General features: G+C 66.4%; 10 protein-coding genes and 1 pseudogene. 7 read left to right on the top strand and 4 right to left on the bottom strand.

Annotated elements, in window-relative coordinates; genetic code table 11:
• Positions 1-41: 41 nt before the first annotated feature.
• Positions 42-839, bottom strand: coding sequence for an enoyl-ACP reductase FabI (gene fabI / locus AVMA1855_RS09225; RefSeq protein ID WP_272563819.1), 798 nt, complete (start codon positions 837-839; stop codon positions 42-44).
• 125 nt (positions 840-964) lie between these two features.
• Here fabI and AVMA1855_RS09220 point away from each other — a divergent pair, with 125 nt between their 5' ends.
• The 4 genes from AVMA1855_RS09220 to AVMA1855_RS09205 all read left to right on the top strand — a co-directional run bounded on the left by AVMA1855_RS09220 (position 965) and on the right by AVMA1855_RS09205 (position 6,677).
• Positions 965-2,797 carry an extracellular solute-binding protein gene (locus tag AVMA1855_RS09220; RefSeq protein WP_284425477.1) on the top strand — a complete coding sequence of 611 codons (1,833 nt, stop codon included), beginning with the start codon at positions 965-967 and terminating at the stop codon, positions 2,795-2,797.
• 61 nt (positions 2,798-2,858) lie between these two features.
• Complete coding sequence (locus tag AVMA1855_RS09215) at positions 2,859-3,896, top strand: microcin C ABC transporter permease YejB (protein WP_272563817.1); 1,038 nt, start codon at positions 2,859-2,861, stop codon at positions 3,894-3,896.
• 28 nt (positions 3,897-3,924) lie between these two features.
• Complete coding sequence (locus AVMA1855_RS09210) at positions 3,925-4,977, top strand: ABC transporter permease (RefSeq protein ID WP_502870303.1); 1,053 nt, start codon at positions 3,925-3,927, stop codon at positions 4,975-4,977.
• A complete protein-coding gene (locus AVMA1855_RS09205; RefSeq protein WP_502870301.1) occupies positions 4,974-6,677 on the top strand; it encodes an ABC transporter ATP-binding protein in 1,704 nt (567 codons plus the stop codon). The genes AVMA1855_RS09210 and AVMA1855_RS09205 overlap by 4 nt, the downstream gene beginning before the upstream one ends.
• 138 nt (positions 6,678-6,815) lie before the next feature.
• Here the strand turns inward: AVMA1855_RS09205 and AVMA1855_RS09200 are convergent, their stop codons facing one another.
• The 3 genes and pseudogenes from AVMA1855_RS09200 to AVMA1855_RS09190 form a co-directional block, all read right to left on the bottom strand.
• Positions 6,816-7,199 (bottom strand): FlxA-like family protein, encoded by a 384-nt coding sequence (locus AVMA1855_RS09200; protein ID WP_272563815.1) that lies wholly within the window; start codon positions 7,197-7,199, stop codon positions 6,816-6,818.
• 57 nt (positions 7,200-7,256) lie between these two features.
• A pseudogene (locus AVMA1855_RS09195) lies at positions 7,257-9,514 on the bottom strand (diguanylate cyclase domain-containing protein).
• A 42-nt stretch (positions 9,515-9,556) separates the two neighbouring features.
• Positions 9,557-10,615 carry an AI-2E family transporter gene (locus tag AVMA1855_RS09190; protein WP_284400427.1) on the bottom strand — a complete coding sequence of 353 codons (1,059 nt, stop codon included), beginning with the start codon at positions 10,613-10,615 and terminating at the stop codon, positions 9,557-9,559.
• A gap of 232 nt (positions 10,616-10,847) precedes the next feature.
• On the opposite strand from AVMA1855_RS09190, the gene AVMA1855_RS09185 reads away from it, so the two are divergent.
• From AVMA1855_RS09185 to lpdA, 3 genes are all read left to right on the top strand, one after another.
• The gene (locus tag AVMA1855_RS09185; RefSeq protein WP_284425475.1) at positions 10,848-13,727 is read left to right on the top strand and encodes a 2-oxoglutarate dehydrogenase E1 component; all 2,880 of its coding nucleotides are present in this window, start codon (positions 10,848-10,850) and stop codon (positions 13,725-13,727) included.
• Positions 13,728-13,779: 52 nt separating this feature from the next.
• The gene (odhB, locus tag AVMA1855_RS09180) at positions 13,780-15,063 is read left to right on the top strand and encodes a 2-oxoglutarate dehydrogenase complex dihydrolipoyllysine-residue succinyltransferase (RefSeq protein WP_284425474.1); all 1,284 of its coding nucleotides are present in this window, start codon (positions 13,780-13,782) and stop codon (positions 15,061-15,063) included.
• A gap of 86 nt (positions 15,064-15,149) precedes the next feature.
• Positions 15,150-16,577: a dihydrolipoyl dehydrogenase gene (lpdA, locus tag AVMA1855_RS09175; RefSeq protein WP_284425473.1), complete on the top strand. Its 1,428-nt coding sequence runs from the start codon at positions 15,150-15,152 to the stop codon at positions 16,575-16,577.
• Positions 16,578-16,586 lie beyond the last annotated feature (9 nt).

Here is a 16,586-nt window from a genome sequence, read left to right as displayed (position 1 = left end):
CCCTAGGGGAATATGCACTGGCGGCCGATTCGGCTTGAATCTCAGGACAGCTCGGCGCTTTCCCGGCTGATGCCGCCCGTCTGGCTGAAGCCGCCGTCCACGTACATGATCTCGGCCGTCACGCCGCTGGCCAGGTCCGACAGCAGGAAGGCGGCGGCATTGCCCACGTCTTCGATCGTCACGTTGCGGCGCAGGGGCGAGGCGCCGGCGACCACGCCCAGCAGCTTGCCGAAGTCCTTGATGCCGCTGGCCGCCAGGGTCTTGATGGGGCCGGCGCTGATGCCGTTGGCGCGCATGCCGCGCGGGCCCAGCGATTCGGCCAGGTAGCGCACGCTGGCCTCCAGGCTGGCCTTGGCCAAGCCCATGGTGTTGTAGTTGGGCACCGTGCGCAGCGCGCCCAGGTAGCTCAGGGTGACCACGGACGATTTTTCGTTGAGGTAGGGCAGGGCGGCCTTGGCCATGGCGGGAAAGCTGTAGGCGCTGATGTCGTGCGCGATGCGGAACGATTCGCGCGACAGCCCTTCGAGGAAATCGCCGGCGATCGCCTCGCGCGGCGCGAAGCCGATGCTGTGCACGAAGCCGTCGAACTTCGGCCAGGCCTGCGACAGGTCGGCGAACATGCGGTCGATCTGCTCGTCGCTGCCCACGTCGCAATCGAAGATGAGCTTGGAGTCGAACTCGGCGGCGAAGTCGGTGATGCGGTCCTTGAAGCGCTCGCCGACGTAACTGAAGGCAAGTTCTGCGCCTTGCGCATGGCAGGCGCGGGCGATGCCGTAGGCGATCGAGCGGTTGGACAACACGCCGGTGATAAGCAGCTTCTTGCCGGTCAGAAAACCCATGTTTCTTCTCCTGTGGAATGCGGGGGATTGGGGGCGTGGCGGCGGCGCGTGCGCCGCTGATGGCCCACCGGGGCATGTGACATGCGACCCGTCGGGGCGCCGCCAGCGTAGTGCACAATTGTCGCATGCGTCTTTGGCCGATCTTGTTGCTGTGGGGGAGTGCGATGCCCGTGTGGGCGGGACACGCCTATGCGCTGTGGGGCGAGCCCCGGATGCCTGCGGGCTTCGACCACTTCGGGTACGTCAACCCCGATGCGCCCAAGGGCGGCGAGTTGCGGCTGGTGAGCAACCTGCGCGTCTCCACCTTCGACAAATACAACCCGTTCACCATCAAGGGCAATTCCCCGGCCTACCTGTCGGACCTGATGTTCGATACGTTGCTCACCGGCTCGCTGGACGAGACCGCCACGGGCTACGGCCTGCTGGCGCATGACGTGGAGGTGGCCGCCGATGGCCTTTCGGTGGTGTTCCGCCTGCGGCCCGAAGCGCGCTTTCACAACGGCAAGCCGGTGCTGGCGCAGGACGTGAAGTTCAGCTACGACACGCTGATGGGCCCCTACACCTCGCCGGCCTACAAGACGGCGCTGTTCGACGTGGCGGGCATCGACGTGATCGACGACCGCACGGTGCGCTACCGCTTCAAGCACCCCAACCGCGAACTGCCGCTCACCGTGGGCGGGCTGCCGGTCTTCAGCCGCGACTGGGGTGTGGAGAACGGCAAGGCCAAGCGCTTCGATCAGGTGGTGATGGACATCCCGATCGGCAGCGGCCCCTACAAGATCGGTCCGGTGCGCTTCGGCAAGGACATCACCTACGTGCGTGACCCCGGCTACTGGGCGCGCGATCTCAACGTGCGCAAGGGCACCGCCAATTTCGACCGCATCCTGGTGAAGATCTACCGCGACAACACCGCGCGGCTGGAGGCGCTCAAGGCGGGCGAGTTCGACCTCATGCGCTTTTTCAGCGCGGGTGACTGGGCACGCCGCGTCACGGGGCGCAAGTTCGATACCGGCGAGCTGGTCAAGGGCAACTTCGAGCACAAGCTGCCTTCGGGCTTCCAGAGCTACGTGCTCAACACGCGCCGGCCGCTGCTGCAGGATGCCCGCGTGCGCGAGGCGCTGGGGCTGGCCTACGACTTCGAGTGGATGAGCCGCCAGCTCTTCTACGGCGCCTACCAGCGCATCAACGGCCTGTTCGGCAACACCCTGTGCGAGACCCGCGGCACACCCACGCCCGGGGAGCTGGCGCTGATGGAGCCCTGGCGCCAGAGCCTTCCCGCCAGCGCCTTCGGCCCCATGACCACGCCGCCGCGCACCGAGGGCGGCACCACGCTGCGCGACAACCTGCGCCGTGCCCAGGCCCTTTTGAGAGAGGCGGGCTGGGAGGTGAAGGACGGCGCGCTGCGCAACGCGCAGGGCCAGGCCATGGTGCTGGAGTACCTGGACAGCAGCGAGGGCGGCGTGCGGTCGCTGTCGTCGTGGATCCGCAACCTGCAAAAGCTCGGCATCACGCTGAACTTCCGGGCGGTGGATTTCGCGCTCTACCAGCAGCGCCTGAGCAAGTTCGACTTCGACATCACCACCATCGCGTACCAGGGCACCAACAACCCGGGGCAGGAACTGGCCGACATGTTCGGCTCGCAGGCGGCGGACACGGAAGACTCAGGCAATTTCCCCGGCGTGAAGAGCAAGGCCGTGGACGCGATGATCCGCAGCATCGTGTCGGCCAAGACGCTGGACGAGCTGCTGCCCGCCTGCCATGCCCTGGAACGCGTCATCGCGCACGGGCACTACCTGATTCCCCAGTACACCGCGCCTTCGCACCGCATGGTCTACAACGCCTGGCGCCTGGAGCGGCCGGCCACGCTGCCGCCGTATTCCACGGGCGAGGCCTGGGCCATCGACACCTGGTGGGCGCGCATGCCGCCCCAGACGGCGCCGGACCCCGCGCGGCGCTGATCCGCCTCGCACCCCCAGCACCGTCCAGACCCGCCCAATTTTCCGACCCACCACCGCCGCCATGTTCGCCTACATCCTCAAGCGCGTGCTGCTGATGCTGCCCACCCTGCTGGGCGTGCTGCTGCTGACCTTCGTGGTGATCCAGTTCGTACCGGGCGGCCCCGTCGAGCAGTACCTGGCCGAGTCCAAGGCCGGGATGGGACGCGGTGGCGGCGGGGCCGAAGGCGGCGGCCTGGCCTACCGGGGGGCGCAGGGCGTGGACCCGAAGCGGCTGGAGCAGATCAAGGCGCTCTACGGCTTCGACAAGCCGGCGCACGAGCGCTTCTTCCAGATGCTCGGGCAGTTCGCGCGATTCGACCTGGGCCGCAGCTTCTTTCAGAACAAGGACGTGTGGCAGCTCGTGAAGGAAAAGCTGCCCGTGTCGATCAGCCTGGGCCTGTGGACCTTCTTCATCAGTTATCTCGTGGCCGTGCCGCTCGGCGTGGCCAAGGCGGTGCGAGCGGGCTCGCGCTTCGACTTCGTCACCACGCTCATCGTGTTGGTAGGCTACGCCATCCCGGGGTTCGTGCTGGGTGTGGCGCTGCTGGTGATCTTCGGCGGGCAGCTGCAGTGGTTCCCGCTGCGGGGGCTTACCTCGGCGAACTGGGACGAGATGACCTGGGGGGCGCGCATCGTGGACTACCTGTGGCACATCACGCTGCCGGTCACGGCCATGGTGCTGGGCAGCTTCGCGGTGACGGCCATGCTGACCAAGAACGCCTTCCTCGAAGAGATCCGCAAGCAATACGTGCTCACGGCCCGCGCCAAGGGGTTGTCGGAGCGGCAGGTGCTGTGGAAGCACGTGTTCCGCAATGCCCTCATTCCCATCATCACGGGGTTTCCGGCGGCGTTCATCGGCGCCTTCTTCGCCGGCTCGTTGCTGATCGAGACGCTGTTCTCGCTCGACGGCCTGGGCCTGCTGAGCTACGAAAGCGTGATCCGGCGCGACTACCCCGTGGTGCTGGGCACGCTGTATCTCTTCACGCTGATCGGACTGGTGACCAAGCTGGTGAGCGATCTTTGCTACGTATGGGTGGACCCGCGTGTCAAGTTTGACTAACCCCCCCGAGCCGGCCGGTGGCCGTCCCCTGAGCGGCGCGGCGCCCGTGGCCCCGTCGCTCTCGCCTGGCCGCCGTGCGTGGCGCCGCTTCAAGCGCAATCGGCTGGGCTACTGGAGCCTGATCCTGTTCAGCGCGCTGGTGGCCCTGAGCCTGGTGGCGGAACTGATCAGCAACGACCGCCCCCTGATCGTGCGCTACGAAGGGCAGACCTACCTGCCCATGCTGCACGACTACCCCGAGAAGACTTTCGGCGGCGATTTCGACACCCCCACCGACTACCTGGACCCGTTCATCCGCGAGCGGCTGCAGCAAGGCAGCAACTGGGCGCTGTACACGCTGAACCCCTACGGTCCGGACACGCTGAACTATTTCGCGAAGTCGGCCAACCCGTCGGGCCCCACGGCGCAGAACTGGCTGGGCACGGACGACCGGGGCCGCGACCTGCTCGCGCAACTGATCTACGGCTTTCGCGTGAGCGTGCTGTTCGGCATCGCGCTCACGGTGGTGGGCGTGCTGCTGGGCGTCATCACCGGGGCGATCCAGGGCTTTTTCGGCGGCAAGACCGACCTGGCGTTCCAGCGCTTCATCGAGATCTGGGGTTCGATGCCCGAGCTGTACCTGCTCATCATCTTCAGCGCCGTGTTCGCCCCCAGCGTGGGGCTGCTGCTGGTGCTGCTGTCGCTGTTCGGCTGGATGGGCCTGTCGGACTACGTGCGTGCGGAGTTCCTGCGCAACCGGCAGCTCGACTACGTGAAGGCCGCCCGCGCACTGGGCGTGCCCAACGGGCAGATCATCTGGCGCCACATCCTGCCCAACAGCATGACGCCGGTGGTGACCTTTCTGCCGTTTCGCATGAGCGCGGCCATCCTGGCGCTCGCCTCGCTCGATTTCCTGGGCCTGGGCGTGCCGCCCGGCACCCCGTCGCTGGGCGAGCTGCTCAACCAGGGCAAGAACAACATCGACGCCTGGTGGATTTCGCTGTTCACGTTCGCGGCGCTGGTGGTCACGCTGCTGCTGCTCACCTTCATGGGCGACGCGCTGCGCGATGCGCTCGACCCCCGCAAGGCAGACCATTCATGAGCGACGCACGCATGCGCGGCACCGCGCCGATTCCAGACTCTTCTGCTTCATCGTCTTCGGCCGGCACATCGCCTGCCGCCTCGTCGGCGCCGCTGCTGCAGGTGCAGGACCTGCACGTGCGCTTTGGCGACAAAGAAGTGGTGCGCGGGGTCGGCTTCGACATCGCGGCGGGCGAGAAGCTTGCGCTGGTGGGCGAATCGGGCTCGGGCAAGACCATCACCGCGCTGTCAATCCTGCGGCTGGCAGGCGATGCACACATCACCGGCCGGGCGCTGATGGACGGGCAGGACCTGCTGGCCCTGTCCGAGCGCGAGATGCGCGGTGTGCGCGGCGGCGACATCGCCATGGTGTTCCAGGAGCCCATGACGGCGCTCAACCCGCTCATGGCGGTGGGGGACCAGGTGGCCGAGGTGCTGCAGCTCAAACAGGCGCTCTCGCGCGCCCAGGCCCGCCAGGCGGCCGTCGAACTGCTGGCCAGCACCGGCATTCCCGAGCCGGCCCGGCGTGCGGACGCGTTCCCGCACCAGCTGTCGGGCGGGCAGCGCCAGCGCGCGATGATCGCCATGGCCCTGGCCAGCCGCCCGCGCCTGCTGCTGGCCGACGAGCCCACCACCGCGCTGGACGTGACGCTGCGCGGCCAGATCCTCGACCTGCTGTCCGACCTGCAGCGCCAGACCGGCATGGCCGTGCTGCTCATCACCCACGACCTGCACCTGGTGCGCAAGTTCGCCGACCGCGTGGCGGTCATGGAGCACGGCGTGCTGGTGGAGGCCGGCGCGGTGTCGGACGTGTTCCGCGCGCCGCAGCATGCGTACACGCAGCGTCTCATCGGCAGCGTGCCGCGCCGCGACGTGCTGGAGCCGGAGGCCTCGGCCACCGCGGTGCCCGCCGCGCAGGCGCACGCGCTGCGCGTGGCCTATGCCACGCCGCTGCCCGGCATCCGCGGCTGGTTCCGCCGCGGGGAGTTCGTGGCGGTGAACGGGGCCGACTTTTCCATCGCGCCGGCCCGCACGCTCGGGGTGGTGGGCGAATCGGGTTCGGGCAAGTCCACGCTGGCGCAGGCGCTGCTGGGGCTGCTGCCGTACCAGGGCGACCTGCGGATCGCAGGGCAGGGCTGGCAGTTGCCGGCCCAGCGCAACACCCCGGCCAATCAGGCCTTGCGCCGGCAGGTGCAGGTGGTGTTCCAGGACCCGTTTTCGTCGCTGTCGCCGCGCCTGACGGTCGAGGAGATCGTGGGCGAGGGACTGCAGGTGCACGAGCCCGGCCTGTCGCCCGCCGACCGCCGCGCGCGCGTGGATTCGGCGCTGCAGGACGTGGGACTGACCGACGCGCAGTTCCCGGGCCTGCTGGCGCGCTATCCGCACGAGTTTTCCGGAGGGCAGCGCCAGCGGCTGGCGATTGCCCGTGCGCTCATCCTGAGCCCCCGGCTGCTGGTGCTGGACGAGCCCACCAGCGCGCTCGACGTCACCATCCAGCAGCAGGTGCTGGCGTTGCTGCAGCGCCTGCAGAAGGAGCGCTCGCTGAGTTACCTGCTCATCACGCACGACGTGGCGGTCATCCGTGCGATGGCGCACGACGTGATCGTGATGAAGGACGGCGAGGTGCTGGAGTCGGGCCCGGTGCAGACGGTGCTGGATGTACCCCGGCATCCCTATACCCAGCGGCTGGTGTCCGCGGCCGGGCTGGATGGGGTGGATTGAGCCGGATTTGGGGTGTTTTCGGCCCCATGCCGGGGTATTGATTGTCCTGATTGCTATCAATTAAGTAGCAAAACACCGGTTTGAGGCGTTGGGGCGCGCCGCGCGTTCGTGCGGTCTGCTGGGCGCCGTGCACTGCGATCAGGCGAAGGTATCGACCTGCGTGCCCAGCGTGGTGGAGGCGGCGGGCGGGGTCTTCTTCTGGTCGGCCGACTGCTGCTGCTCCATGGCCTTTTCCATGGCCTTTTGCTGCTGCTCCTGTTGCTGGGCCTGCTGGATGGCTGCGATCTGCTGCTGCACGAGCTGGATCTGGTTCTGCAGCGCCTGCAGCTTCTGCTGCTTGGCTTTGGCGTCGTTGGGGTCGGACGCCTGGCTGGCTTCTGCCGACGCCTGCTTGAGATCGGCCGTGAGGTCCTTGAGCTGCTTTTGAAGCGCCGCGATGTCGCCGCTCGATTGGCCCGAAGAGCGGCTCCCCGAAACGCTGGTGGAGGAAGTGCTGGAGGCGGAGGAGATGGAAAGGGACATGAAGGAGGTATCGGCTGATTGGGGATGGAACTGTAGGCCTTGCCGGCGTTTATTCCGTCATTTCTTGTCCGCCGGCACGATGGTGGGCTCCTGGTCGGGCCCGGCATACAGCCGGAAATGCCCCCGCCCCGCGCGCTTGGCCGCGTACATCGCCATGTCGGCGCTGCGCGACAGCTCCTCGAAATTGCGGCCATGCTGCGGAAACAGCGCGATGCCGCCGCTCAGGCCGATTTGCCGGACCTCGCCCTGCAGATCGAACGGCGGTTCGCACGCGGCCATGATCTTTTGCGACACCAGGCAGGCCTGGTCGGCGTTGTCCAGCTTGGGCAGCAGCACGACGAACTCGTCGCCCCCTGGCGGCACACCGTGTCGGAATGCCGCACCGCGCCCTTGAAGCGGCGGGCGACCTGCACGAGCAGCAGGTCGCCGGCATCGTGGCCGAGGGTGTCGTTCACCTGCTTGAACCCGTCCAGGTCGATGTAAATCAGCGCCAGGCTGCGGTCGTCCCGCAGCGCGTGCGCGATGGCCTGCTGGGCGCGGTCCTGCAGCAGCACGCGGTTGGGCAGGTCGGTCAGCACGTCGTACTGCGCGAGGTGGGCCATGCGGCGCGACATCTCCATGGCCTCGGTCACGTCGCGCAGCACCATCACCGTACCGGTGACGTGCCCGTGCCGGTCGGTGATGGGGCTGACCGATTTCTCGATGTCGATGCGCCGTCCGTCGCGGCACTGGAGCACCACGCCGCGTTTCGAGGGCTGGGCCCGGCCCTCGGCCAGCGCCTGGCGGGTGGGGCTCAAGCCGCTGTCGCTGCCGGCTTCCTGCAGCGGTACGACGTCGTCAATGTCCGATCCGGCGGCATGAAAGGCCTGCCAGCCGGTCATCTTCTCGGCCACCGGGTTGATGTAGGTGACGCAGCCCTCGGCATCGGTGCAGATGACCGCATCGCCGATGGACTGCAGCGTCAGCCGGATCAGCTCCTTTTCCTCGAACAGCAGGTCTTCCATGCGCTTGCGGTCGGTCAGGTCGTCGATCTGCACGAAGATGCCCTGCACCTCGTCGCCTTCCTTGTCCGGGATGTACGACACCAGCGTGTGGCGCACCTCGCCGGAGGGCAGCGGCATCGTCCGCTCGAAGACCTGCTTGTGGCCCTTGAGCGCCTGCCGGATGTGCGTCAACGCGTGTTCGTAGGTTCCCCGGTCGAGCACGTCCAGCAGCTTCACGTTGGGCATGCGGTCGCGCGAGACGCCCAGCCAGTCCATGTACGCCTGATTGGCGAAGCGGTTGTGCTGGTCCTTGTCCCAGTAGCTCACCATCGAAGGCAGGTTGTCCAGGATGGTGCGCGTGTCGTGCTCGGCCTGTTTGAGCTGCGCCGCGATGGCCTGGCGGCGCTGCAACTCCCGCGCGAAGAGGGCGGACAGGCCCAGGCAGGCGGCCATCAGCAGCACGGCGAAAGCGCCCAGCACCTTGGCGCTGGCGCGCCACTTGGCCAGGATGGTGTCCGCCGACTGCCCGACGCTCACCGCCAGCGGGTAGTTGCCGATGCGGCGGAAGGTGTGCAGCCGCTCGGTGCGGTCCTGCGGGTCCTGCGCCGTGTAGCTGCCGCTGTCGACCGTCTGCAGCCGCGTGAGCAAGCTGGCGTCGTCCATGGGCTGCCCGACATCCTTTTCGGCATAGGGAAAGCGCGCGACGGTGGTGCCGTCGCGGGTGCTCCACAGCTCGACCCGGCTCATCGGCCCGACATCGATGGAGGCGAACAGCTCCTTGAAATAATCGATTCGCACGGTGCCCACCACGACGCCGCCGAAGCTGCCGTCGTCGCGGAAATACGCGCGGCTGATGGGCAGGCTGTACGAGCCCGACACCCGGCCCCGGATGGGGTTGCCGATGTACAGCCCCTCGCGCTGGCTGGTCTGGTGCACCTGGAAATAATCCCGGTCGGCCAGGTTGAGCTTCAGAGGCTCCAGGCTGGTGGACCGCATCACCACGTTGCCCTTGTCGTCCAGCACCGCGACCGCACCCAGGCCGGGCGTGTGCAGGGAATGGTCGAACAGGAAGGTGTTGCGCATCTGCAGGCTCAGGCTCGGCAGGCCGGGGTCCGACAGGCTCTTGGCCACCCCGACCAGCGAGTAGTCGAAGCCGTTCAGGGTGCGCTGGATGTTCTGCTCGATGGTGCGTGCCAGGCTGCTGTTGGTGTGCAGCGCGTACGACCAGGCGTCGTCGCGGATCGTGAGGATCGCCCGCACGAAGAGCGCACCGATGCCTGCCGACAGCACGAGGGCCAGCAGGACGAGGCGACGGGGCGAAATCTGGGGCATGGCGCATGGCGGCCGGCACGGAGGCCGGCGGGTGCTGCGCTGTTACTTTATCGGGGAATCGGCGGGTTGCGAGAACAAGTCCCAGGTGGCGATGAAGAGCGCTGCGATCACCGGGCCGATCACGAAACCGGTCAGCCCGAACAGGGCCATGCCGCCCAGGGTGGAGATGAGGACGATGTAGTCTGGCATCTTCGTGTCCTTGCCCACCAGCACCGGGCGCAGGGCGTTGTCCACCAGTCCGATGACGCAGACGCAAAAAGCCACCAGCACCGATCCCTGCCAGATGGCGCCGGTCGCGAAGAAATAGATGGCCACCGGGCCCCAGATCAGGCCGGCACCGATGGCCGGCAGCAGCGACAGGAAGGCCATCAGCACGCCCCAGAGGATGGGGCCCTGGATGCCCAGGATCCAGAAGATCCCCCCGCCCAGCGCACCCTGCACGGCGGCCACCACGATGTTGCCCTTGACGGTGGCGCGGATCACCGTGGTGAACTTGCTGGCCAGTTGGCGCTTGTGCTCTTCGTCGAGGGGCACCGCCTGGCGGATGCGGTTGACCAGCGAACTGCCGTCACGCACCAGAAAGAACAGCAGGTACAGCATGATGCCGAAGCTCACGATGAACTGCAGCGTGTTCTGGCCCACGTCCAGCGCCTTGGTGGCCAGGAACTGGCCGGCCTGCACGGACACGGACGAGAGCTTGGCCTCCACCTCGGCGGCCGAGGTGAGGTTGAAGCGGTCCAGCAAGCCCAGCAGCCAGGAGGGCAGGGCACTCAGCACCTGCTGCACGTAGGCGCCGAAGTTGAGCTGTCCCGATTTCATGCGTTCGTAGATGAGCCCGGCCTCCTGGACCAGCGAAATGCTGATGAAGGTCATGGGCAGGATCACGATCACGAGACACAGTCCCAGGGTGCACAGGGCCGCCAGGTTGCGCCGCCCGCGCATGCGCCGCAGCAGCCGCCGGTGCAGCGGCGTGAACAGGATCGCCAGGATGACGCCCCAGAAAACCGCTCCGTGGAACGGCCACAGGATGGCGAAGAACGCGACAGTGACCGCGATGAGAAGAAGCAACAGCGTGCGGCTCTGAAGGGTGGGTGAGTTCATAGAGGCGGGGTACGGATAATGACGAAATGTAAGCGACCGCCATGACACGGCGGCGAAGGAACACGCGCTTACGCCGTGTAGGGCTCGCTCCTGGGCGTTCGGTGGCACAATGGCGCCCGCACCCCCGGCCCTTCCCCAGCCACAGTCGCATCCGCCAATCGGTTCAGCCGTGTCGCGGAAGGTTTCACCCACCAGCTAATGCTTCCCTCAGGGAAGCGGAGGTCAGCGGAATATGAGCGATACGACATCCGTATACCAAGCCTACCAAGGCAACACCTATCTTTTCGGCGGCAATGCGCCCTATGTCGAAGAGATGTACGAGAACTATCTCGTCAACCCCGGCAGCGTGCCCGAAACGTGGCGCGAATACTTCGATGCCCTGCAGCACGTGCCTGCCGTCGATGGCTCGAACGCCAAGGACGTGCCCCACCTGCCCGTGGTCAATGCCTTCGCCGAGCGCGCCAAGCAAGGCGGCACGAAGGTCGTCGGTGCCACCGGCGCCGACTCCGAAATGGGCCGCAAGCGCACCGCCGTCCAGCAACTGATCTCGGCCTACCGCAATGTCGGCCAGCGCTGGGCCGATCTGGACCCCCTGAAGCGCACCGAGCGCCCTGAGATTCCGGAACTCGAAGCCTCCTTCTACGGCTTCAGCGACGCCGATCAGGAAACGGTGTTCAACACGAGCAACACCTTCTTCGGCAAGGAAGCCATGCCGCTGCGCGAGCTGATCAACGCGCTGCGCGAAACGTACTGCGGCTCGATCGGGGTCGAATACATGTATGCCACCGACCAGAACCAGAAGCGCTGGTGGCAGGAAAAGCTCGAGACCATCCGCAGCAAGCCCAGCTTCGGTCCCGACAAGAAAAAGCACATCCTGGACCGCCTCACGGCCGCTGAAGGCCTGGAGCGCTTCCTGCACACCAAGTACGTCGGCCAAAAGCGCTTCTCGCTCGAAGGCGGCGAAAGCTTCATCGCCGCCATGGATGAACTCATCCAGGCCGCCGGCACCAAGGGCGTGCAGGAAATCGTGATCGGCATGGCCCACCGCGGCCGCCTGAACGTTTTGGTGAACACGCTGGGCAAGATGCCCAAGGACCTGTTCGCCGAGTTCGACCACACCGCTCCGGAAGACCTGCCGGCAGGCGACGTGAAGTACCACCAGGGCTTCAGTTCCGACGTCAGCACCCCTGGCGGCCCGGTGCACCTGTCGCTGGCCTTCAACCCCTCCCACCTGGAAATCGTGAACCCCGTCGTGGAAGGTTCGGTGCGCGCCCGCATGGACCGCCGCGCCGACCCGCATGGCAAGCAGGTGCTGCCCGTGCTGGTGCACGGCGACGCGGCCTTCGCCGGCCAGGGCGTCATCCAGGAAACGCTGGCGCTGGCCCAGACCCGTGGCTACTCCACGGGCGGCACGGTGCACATCGTGATCAACAACCAGATCGGCTTCACCACCTCCGATCCGCGCGATAGCCGCTCCACGCTGTATTGCACGGACGTGGTCAAGATGATCGAGTCGCCCGTGCTGCACGTGAACGGCGACGATCCCGAAGCGGTCGTGTTCGCCACGCAGCTCGCCCTCGAATTCCGCATGGAGTTCCAGAAGGACGTGGTGGTGGACATCATCTGCTTCCGCAAGCTGGGCCACAACGAGCAGGACACGCCCGCGCTCACCCAGCCGCTGATGTACAAGAAGATCGGCGCGCACCCCGGCACCCGCAAGCTGTACGCCGACAAGCTGGCCACGCAGGGCCTGGGCGAGACCCTGGGCGACGACATGTCCAAGGCCTACCGCGCCGCCATGGATGCGGGCAAGCACACCGTCGATCCGGTGCTGACCAACTTCAAGAGCAAGTACGCGGTGGACTGGAGCCCCTTCCTGGGCAAGAAGTGGACCGATGCCGGCGACACCGCCATCCCGCTGGCCGAGTGGAAGCGCCTGTCCGAAAAGATCACCACCATCCCTGAAGGCGTGACGCCGCACCAACTGGTCAAGAAGGTGTACGACGACCGCGCCGCCATGGGCCGTGGCGACATTCCGGTGGACTGGGGCATGGGCGAGCACATGGCCTTCGCCTCGCTGGTGGCCAGCGGCTTCCCCGTGCGCCTGTCCGGCGAAGACTGCGGCCGCGGCACGTTCACCCACCGCCATTCGGTCATCCATGACCAAAAGCGCGAGAAGTGGGACACGGGCACCTACGTGCCGCTGCAGAACGTGAGCGAGAACCAGGCTCCGTTCGTCGTGATCGACTCCATCCTGTCCGAAGAGGCGGTGCTGGGCTTCGAATACGGCTATGCCTCCAACGACCCCAACACGCTCGTGATCTGGGAAGCGCAGTTCGGCGACTTCGCCAACGGTGCGCAGGTCGTGATCGACCAGTTCATCGCCTCCGGCGAAGTGAAGTGGGGCCGCGTGAACGGCATCACGCTGATGCTGCCGCACGGCTACGAAGGCCAGGGTCCCGAGCACAGCTCGGCCCGCCTGGAGCGCTTCATGCAGTTGTCGGCCGACGCCAACATGCAGGTGGTGCAGCCCACCACCGCCAGCCAGATCTTCCACGTGCTGCGCCGCCAGATGGTCCGCCACCTGCGCAAGCCGCTGATCATCATGACGCCGAAGTCGCTGCTGCGTAACAAGGACGCGACCTCGCCGCTGTCCGAGTTCACCAAGGGCAGCTTCCAGACGGTGATCCCGGAGCAGAACGAAGCCATCGAGAAGAAGGCCGAGAAGGTCAAGCGCGTGATCGCCTGCTCGGGCAAGGTCTACTACGACCTGGTCAAGAAGCGCGAAGAGAAGGAAGCCGACGACGTCGTCATCCTGCGCGTGGAACAGCTCTATCCTTTCCCGCACAAGGCCTTCGCCGCCGAGCTGAAGAAGTACCCGAACGCCACCGACATCGTGTGGTGCCAGGACGAGCCGCAGAACCAGGGCGCCTGGTTCTTCGTGCAGCACTACATCCACGAGAACATGCTCGAAGGCCAGAAGCTGGGTTACTCCGGCCGTGCCGCCTCGGCATCGCCCGCGGTGGGCTATTCGCACCTGCACCAGGAGCAGCAAAAGGCCCTGGTGGACGGCGCGTTCGCCAAGCTCAAGGGGTTTGTCCTGACCAAGTAAGGCCGGAAACCCGAACACACAAAAAGCAGAAACAAACCCCGAAAGAATTCCCATGGCTATCGTTGAAGTCAAAGTCCCCCAACTGTCCGAATCCGTGGCGGAAGCCACGATGCTCACGTGGAAGAAGAAGGCCGGCGAGGCTGTCGCCGTCGATGAGATCCTGATCGAAATCGAGACCGACAAGGTCGTGCTCGAAGTGCCTGCTCCCTCGGCCGGCGTGCTGGCGGAAATCGTGCAAGGCGACGGCGCCACCGTGGTGGCCGACCAGCTGATCGCCAAGATCGACACCGAAGGCAAGGCCGGCGCAGCCGCCCCTGCCGCTGCAGCTGCCCCTGCCGCCGCGCCCGCAGCTGCGGCGCCCGCACCAGCCGCTGCAGCCCCCGCTGCCGCAGGCGGCTCCAAGGGCGATGTGGCCATGCCCGCCGCCGCCAAGCTGCTGGCCGACAACAACCTGTCCGTTTCGGCCGTGGCCGGCACGGGCAAGGATGGCCGCGTGACCAAGGGTGACGTGCTGGGTGCCGTGGCATCGGGCACGGGCAAGGCCGCTGCGGCCGCACCGAGCGCGATCCCCACCGGTGTGCCCACCAAGGCGCTGCCGCAGGTGGCTGCGCCCACCGCCAAGGAAGACCTGAGCGGCCGCCCCGAGCAGCGCGTGCCCATGAGCCGCCTGCGCGCCCGCGTGGCCGAGCGCCTGCTGCAGTCGCAATCGACCAACGCCATCCTGACCACGTTCAACGAAGTGAACATGGCCCCGGTGATGGACATGCGCAAGAAGTTCCAGGACGCTTTCACCAAGGAACACGGCGTGAAGATCGGCTTCATGAGCTTCTTCGTGAAGGCGGCCGTGCATGCCCTGAAGAAGTACCCGGTGCTCAACGCCTCGGTCGACGGCAACGACATCGTCTACCACGGCTACTTCGACATCGGCATCGCCGTGGGCTCGCCCCGCGGGCTGGTGGTGCCCATCCTGCGCAATGCCGACCAGATGACGTTCGCCGACATCGAAAAGAAGATCGCCGAGTTCGGCCAGAAGGCCAAGGACGGCAAGCTGGGCATCGAAGAGATGACCGGTGGCACGTTCTCGATCTCCAATGGCGGCACGTTCGGCTCCATGCTGTCCACCCCCATCATCAACCCGCCGCAGTCGGCCATCCTGGGCGTGCACGCCACCAAGGACCGTGCCGTGGTGGAAAACGGCCAGATCGTCATCCGCCCGATGAACTACCTGGCCATGTCGTACGACCACCGCATCATCGACGGCCGTGAAGCCGTGCTGGGCTTGGTGGCCATGAAGGAAGCGCTGGAAGACCCCTCGCGCCTGCTGTTCGACATCTGATCCCCCTGGATGGACCCGCCCGCGTGGCCCGGCCGTTGGCCGCGCCCGCCGGTGGGTCTTTCTTCAACTGATTGAGTGAGATTGACATGAGCAAACAATTCGACGTGATCGTGATCGGCGGCGGCCCCGGCGGCTATATCGCTGCCATCCGAGCCGCGCAACTGGGCTTCAACGTGGCCTGCATCGACGAGTGGAAGAACGGCAAGGGCGGCCCCGCACCGGGCGGCACCTGCACCAACGTGGGCTGCATTCCCTCCAAGGCGCTGCTGCAGTCGTCCGAGCATTTCGACCAGGCCAACCACCACTTCGCCGACCATGGCATCGAGGTCAAGGACGTGCGCATGGACGTGGCCAAGATGATCGCCCGCAAGGACAGCGTGGTGAAGCAGAACAACGACGGCATCCTGTACCTGTTCAAGAAGAACAAGATCACGTTCTTCCACGGCCGTGGCTCGTTCGTGAAAGCCGCCGACGGTGGCTATGAAATCCGCGTGGCCGGCGATGCCGAAGAGTCCATCACCGGCAAGCAGATCATCCTGGCCACGGGCTCCAACGCCCGCGCGCTGCCTGGCGTGCCGTTCGACGAAGAGCACATCCTCTCCAACGACGGTGCCCTGCGCATTGGAGAGACACCCAAGAAGCTGGGCCTGATCGGCGCCGGCGTGATCGGCCTTGAAATGGGCTCGGTCTGGCGCCGCCTGGGTGCCGAAGTGACGGTGCTGGAAGGACTGCCCACGTTCCTGGGCGCGGTGGACGAGCAGATCGCCAAGGAAGCCAAGAAGGCATTCGACAAGCAGAACCTCAAGATCGAGCTGGGCGTGAAGATCGGCGAGATCAAGACCGGCAAGAAGAGCGTGAGCGTGGCCTACACCAACGCCAAGGGCGAAGCCCAGACGCTGGAAGTGGACAAGCTCATCGTGTCCATCGGCCGCGTGCCCAACACCATCGGTCTCAACGGCGAAGCCGTGGGCCTGCAACTGGACGAGCGCGGCGCGATTGTGGTCGATGCCGATTGCAAGACCAACCTGCCGGGCGTGTGGGCGGTGGGCGACGTGGTGCGTGGCCCGATGCTGGCGCACAAGGCCGAGGAAGAGGGCGTGGCCGTCGCCGAACGCATCGCGGGCCAGCATGGCCATGTGAACTTCAACACCATCCCCTGGGTGATCTACACCAACCCCGAGATCGCATGGGTGGGCCGCACCGAGCAGCAGCTCAAGGCGGACGGCGTGAAGTACAAGGCCGGCACGTTCCCATTCCTGGCCAACGGCCGCGCCCGCGCGCTGGGCGACACGACCGGCATGGTCAAGTTCCTGGCCGACGCGGCCACGGATGAGATCCTGGGCGTGCACATCGTCGGCCCCATGGCCAGCGAACTGATCGCCGAAGCCGTGGTCGCCATGGAGTTCAAGGCCAGCGCCGAAGACATCGCGCGCATCTGCCACGCCCATCCGAGCTTGAGCGAAGCCACCAAGGAAGCGGCCCTGGCCGTGGACAAGCGCACGCTGAACTTCTGATCCCGGGAC

The organism is Acidovorax sp. SUPP1855 (genome assembly GCF_030158955.1).
In the GTDB taxonomy this organism is placed as follows: domain Bacteria; phylum Pseudomonadota; class Gammaproteobacteria; order Burkholderiales; family Burkholderiaceae_C; genus Paracidovorax.
This window is presented reverse-complemented; position numbering and strand designations above follow the sequence as displayed.

Bases quoted from the DNA above. Each gene is read 5' to 3' on its own strand.
- AVMA1855_RS09215 (WP_272563817.1), top strand. From the start codon at position 2,859: ATGTTCGCCTACATCCTCAAGCGCGTGCTGCTGATGCTGCCCACCCTG.
- lpdA (WP_284425473.1), top strand. From the start codon at position 15,150: ATGAGCAAACAATTCGACGTGATCGTGATCGGCGGCGGCCCCGGCGGC.
- fabI (WP_272563819.1), bottom strand. From the start codon at position 839: ATGGGTTTTCTGACCGGCAAGAAGCTGCTTATCACCGGCGTGTTGTCC.
- AVMA1855_RS09220 (WP_284425477.1), top strand. From the start codon at position 965: ATGCGTCTTTGGCCGATCTTGTTGCTGTGGGGGAGTGCGATGCCCGTG.
- odhB (WP_284425474.1), top strand. From the start codon at position 13,780: ATGGCTATCGTTGAAGTCAAAGTCCCCCAACTGTCCGAATCCGTGGCG.
- AVMA1855_RS09185 (WP_284425475.1), top strand. From the start codon at position 10,848: ATGAGCGATACGACATCCGTATACCAAGCCTACCAAGGCAACACCTAT.
- AVMA1855_RS09190 (WP_284400427.1), bottom strand. From the start codon at position 10,615: ATGAACTCACCCACCCTTCAGAGCCGCACGCTGTTGCTTCTTCTCATC.
- AVMA1855_RS09200 (WP_272563815.1), bottom strand. From the start codon at position 7,199: ATGTCCCTTTCCATCTCCTCCGCCTCCAGCACTTCCTCCACCAGCGTT.
- AVMA1855_RS09205 (WP_502870301.1), top strand. From the start codon at position 4,974: ATGAGCGACGCACGCATGCGCGGCACCGCGCCGATTCCAGACTCTTCT.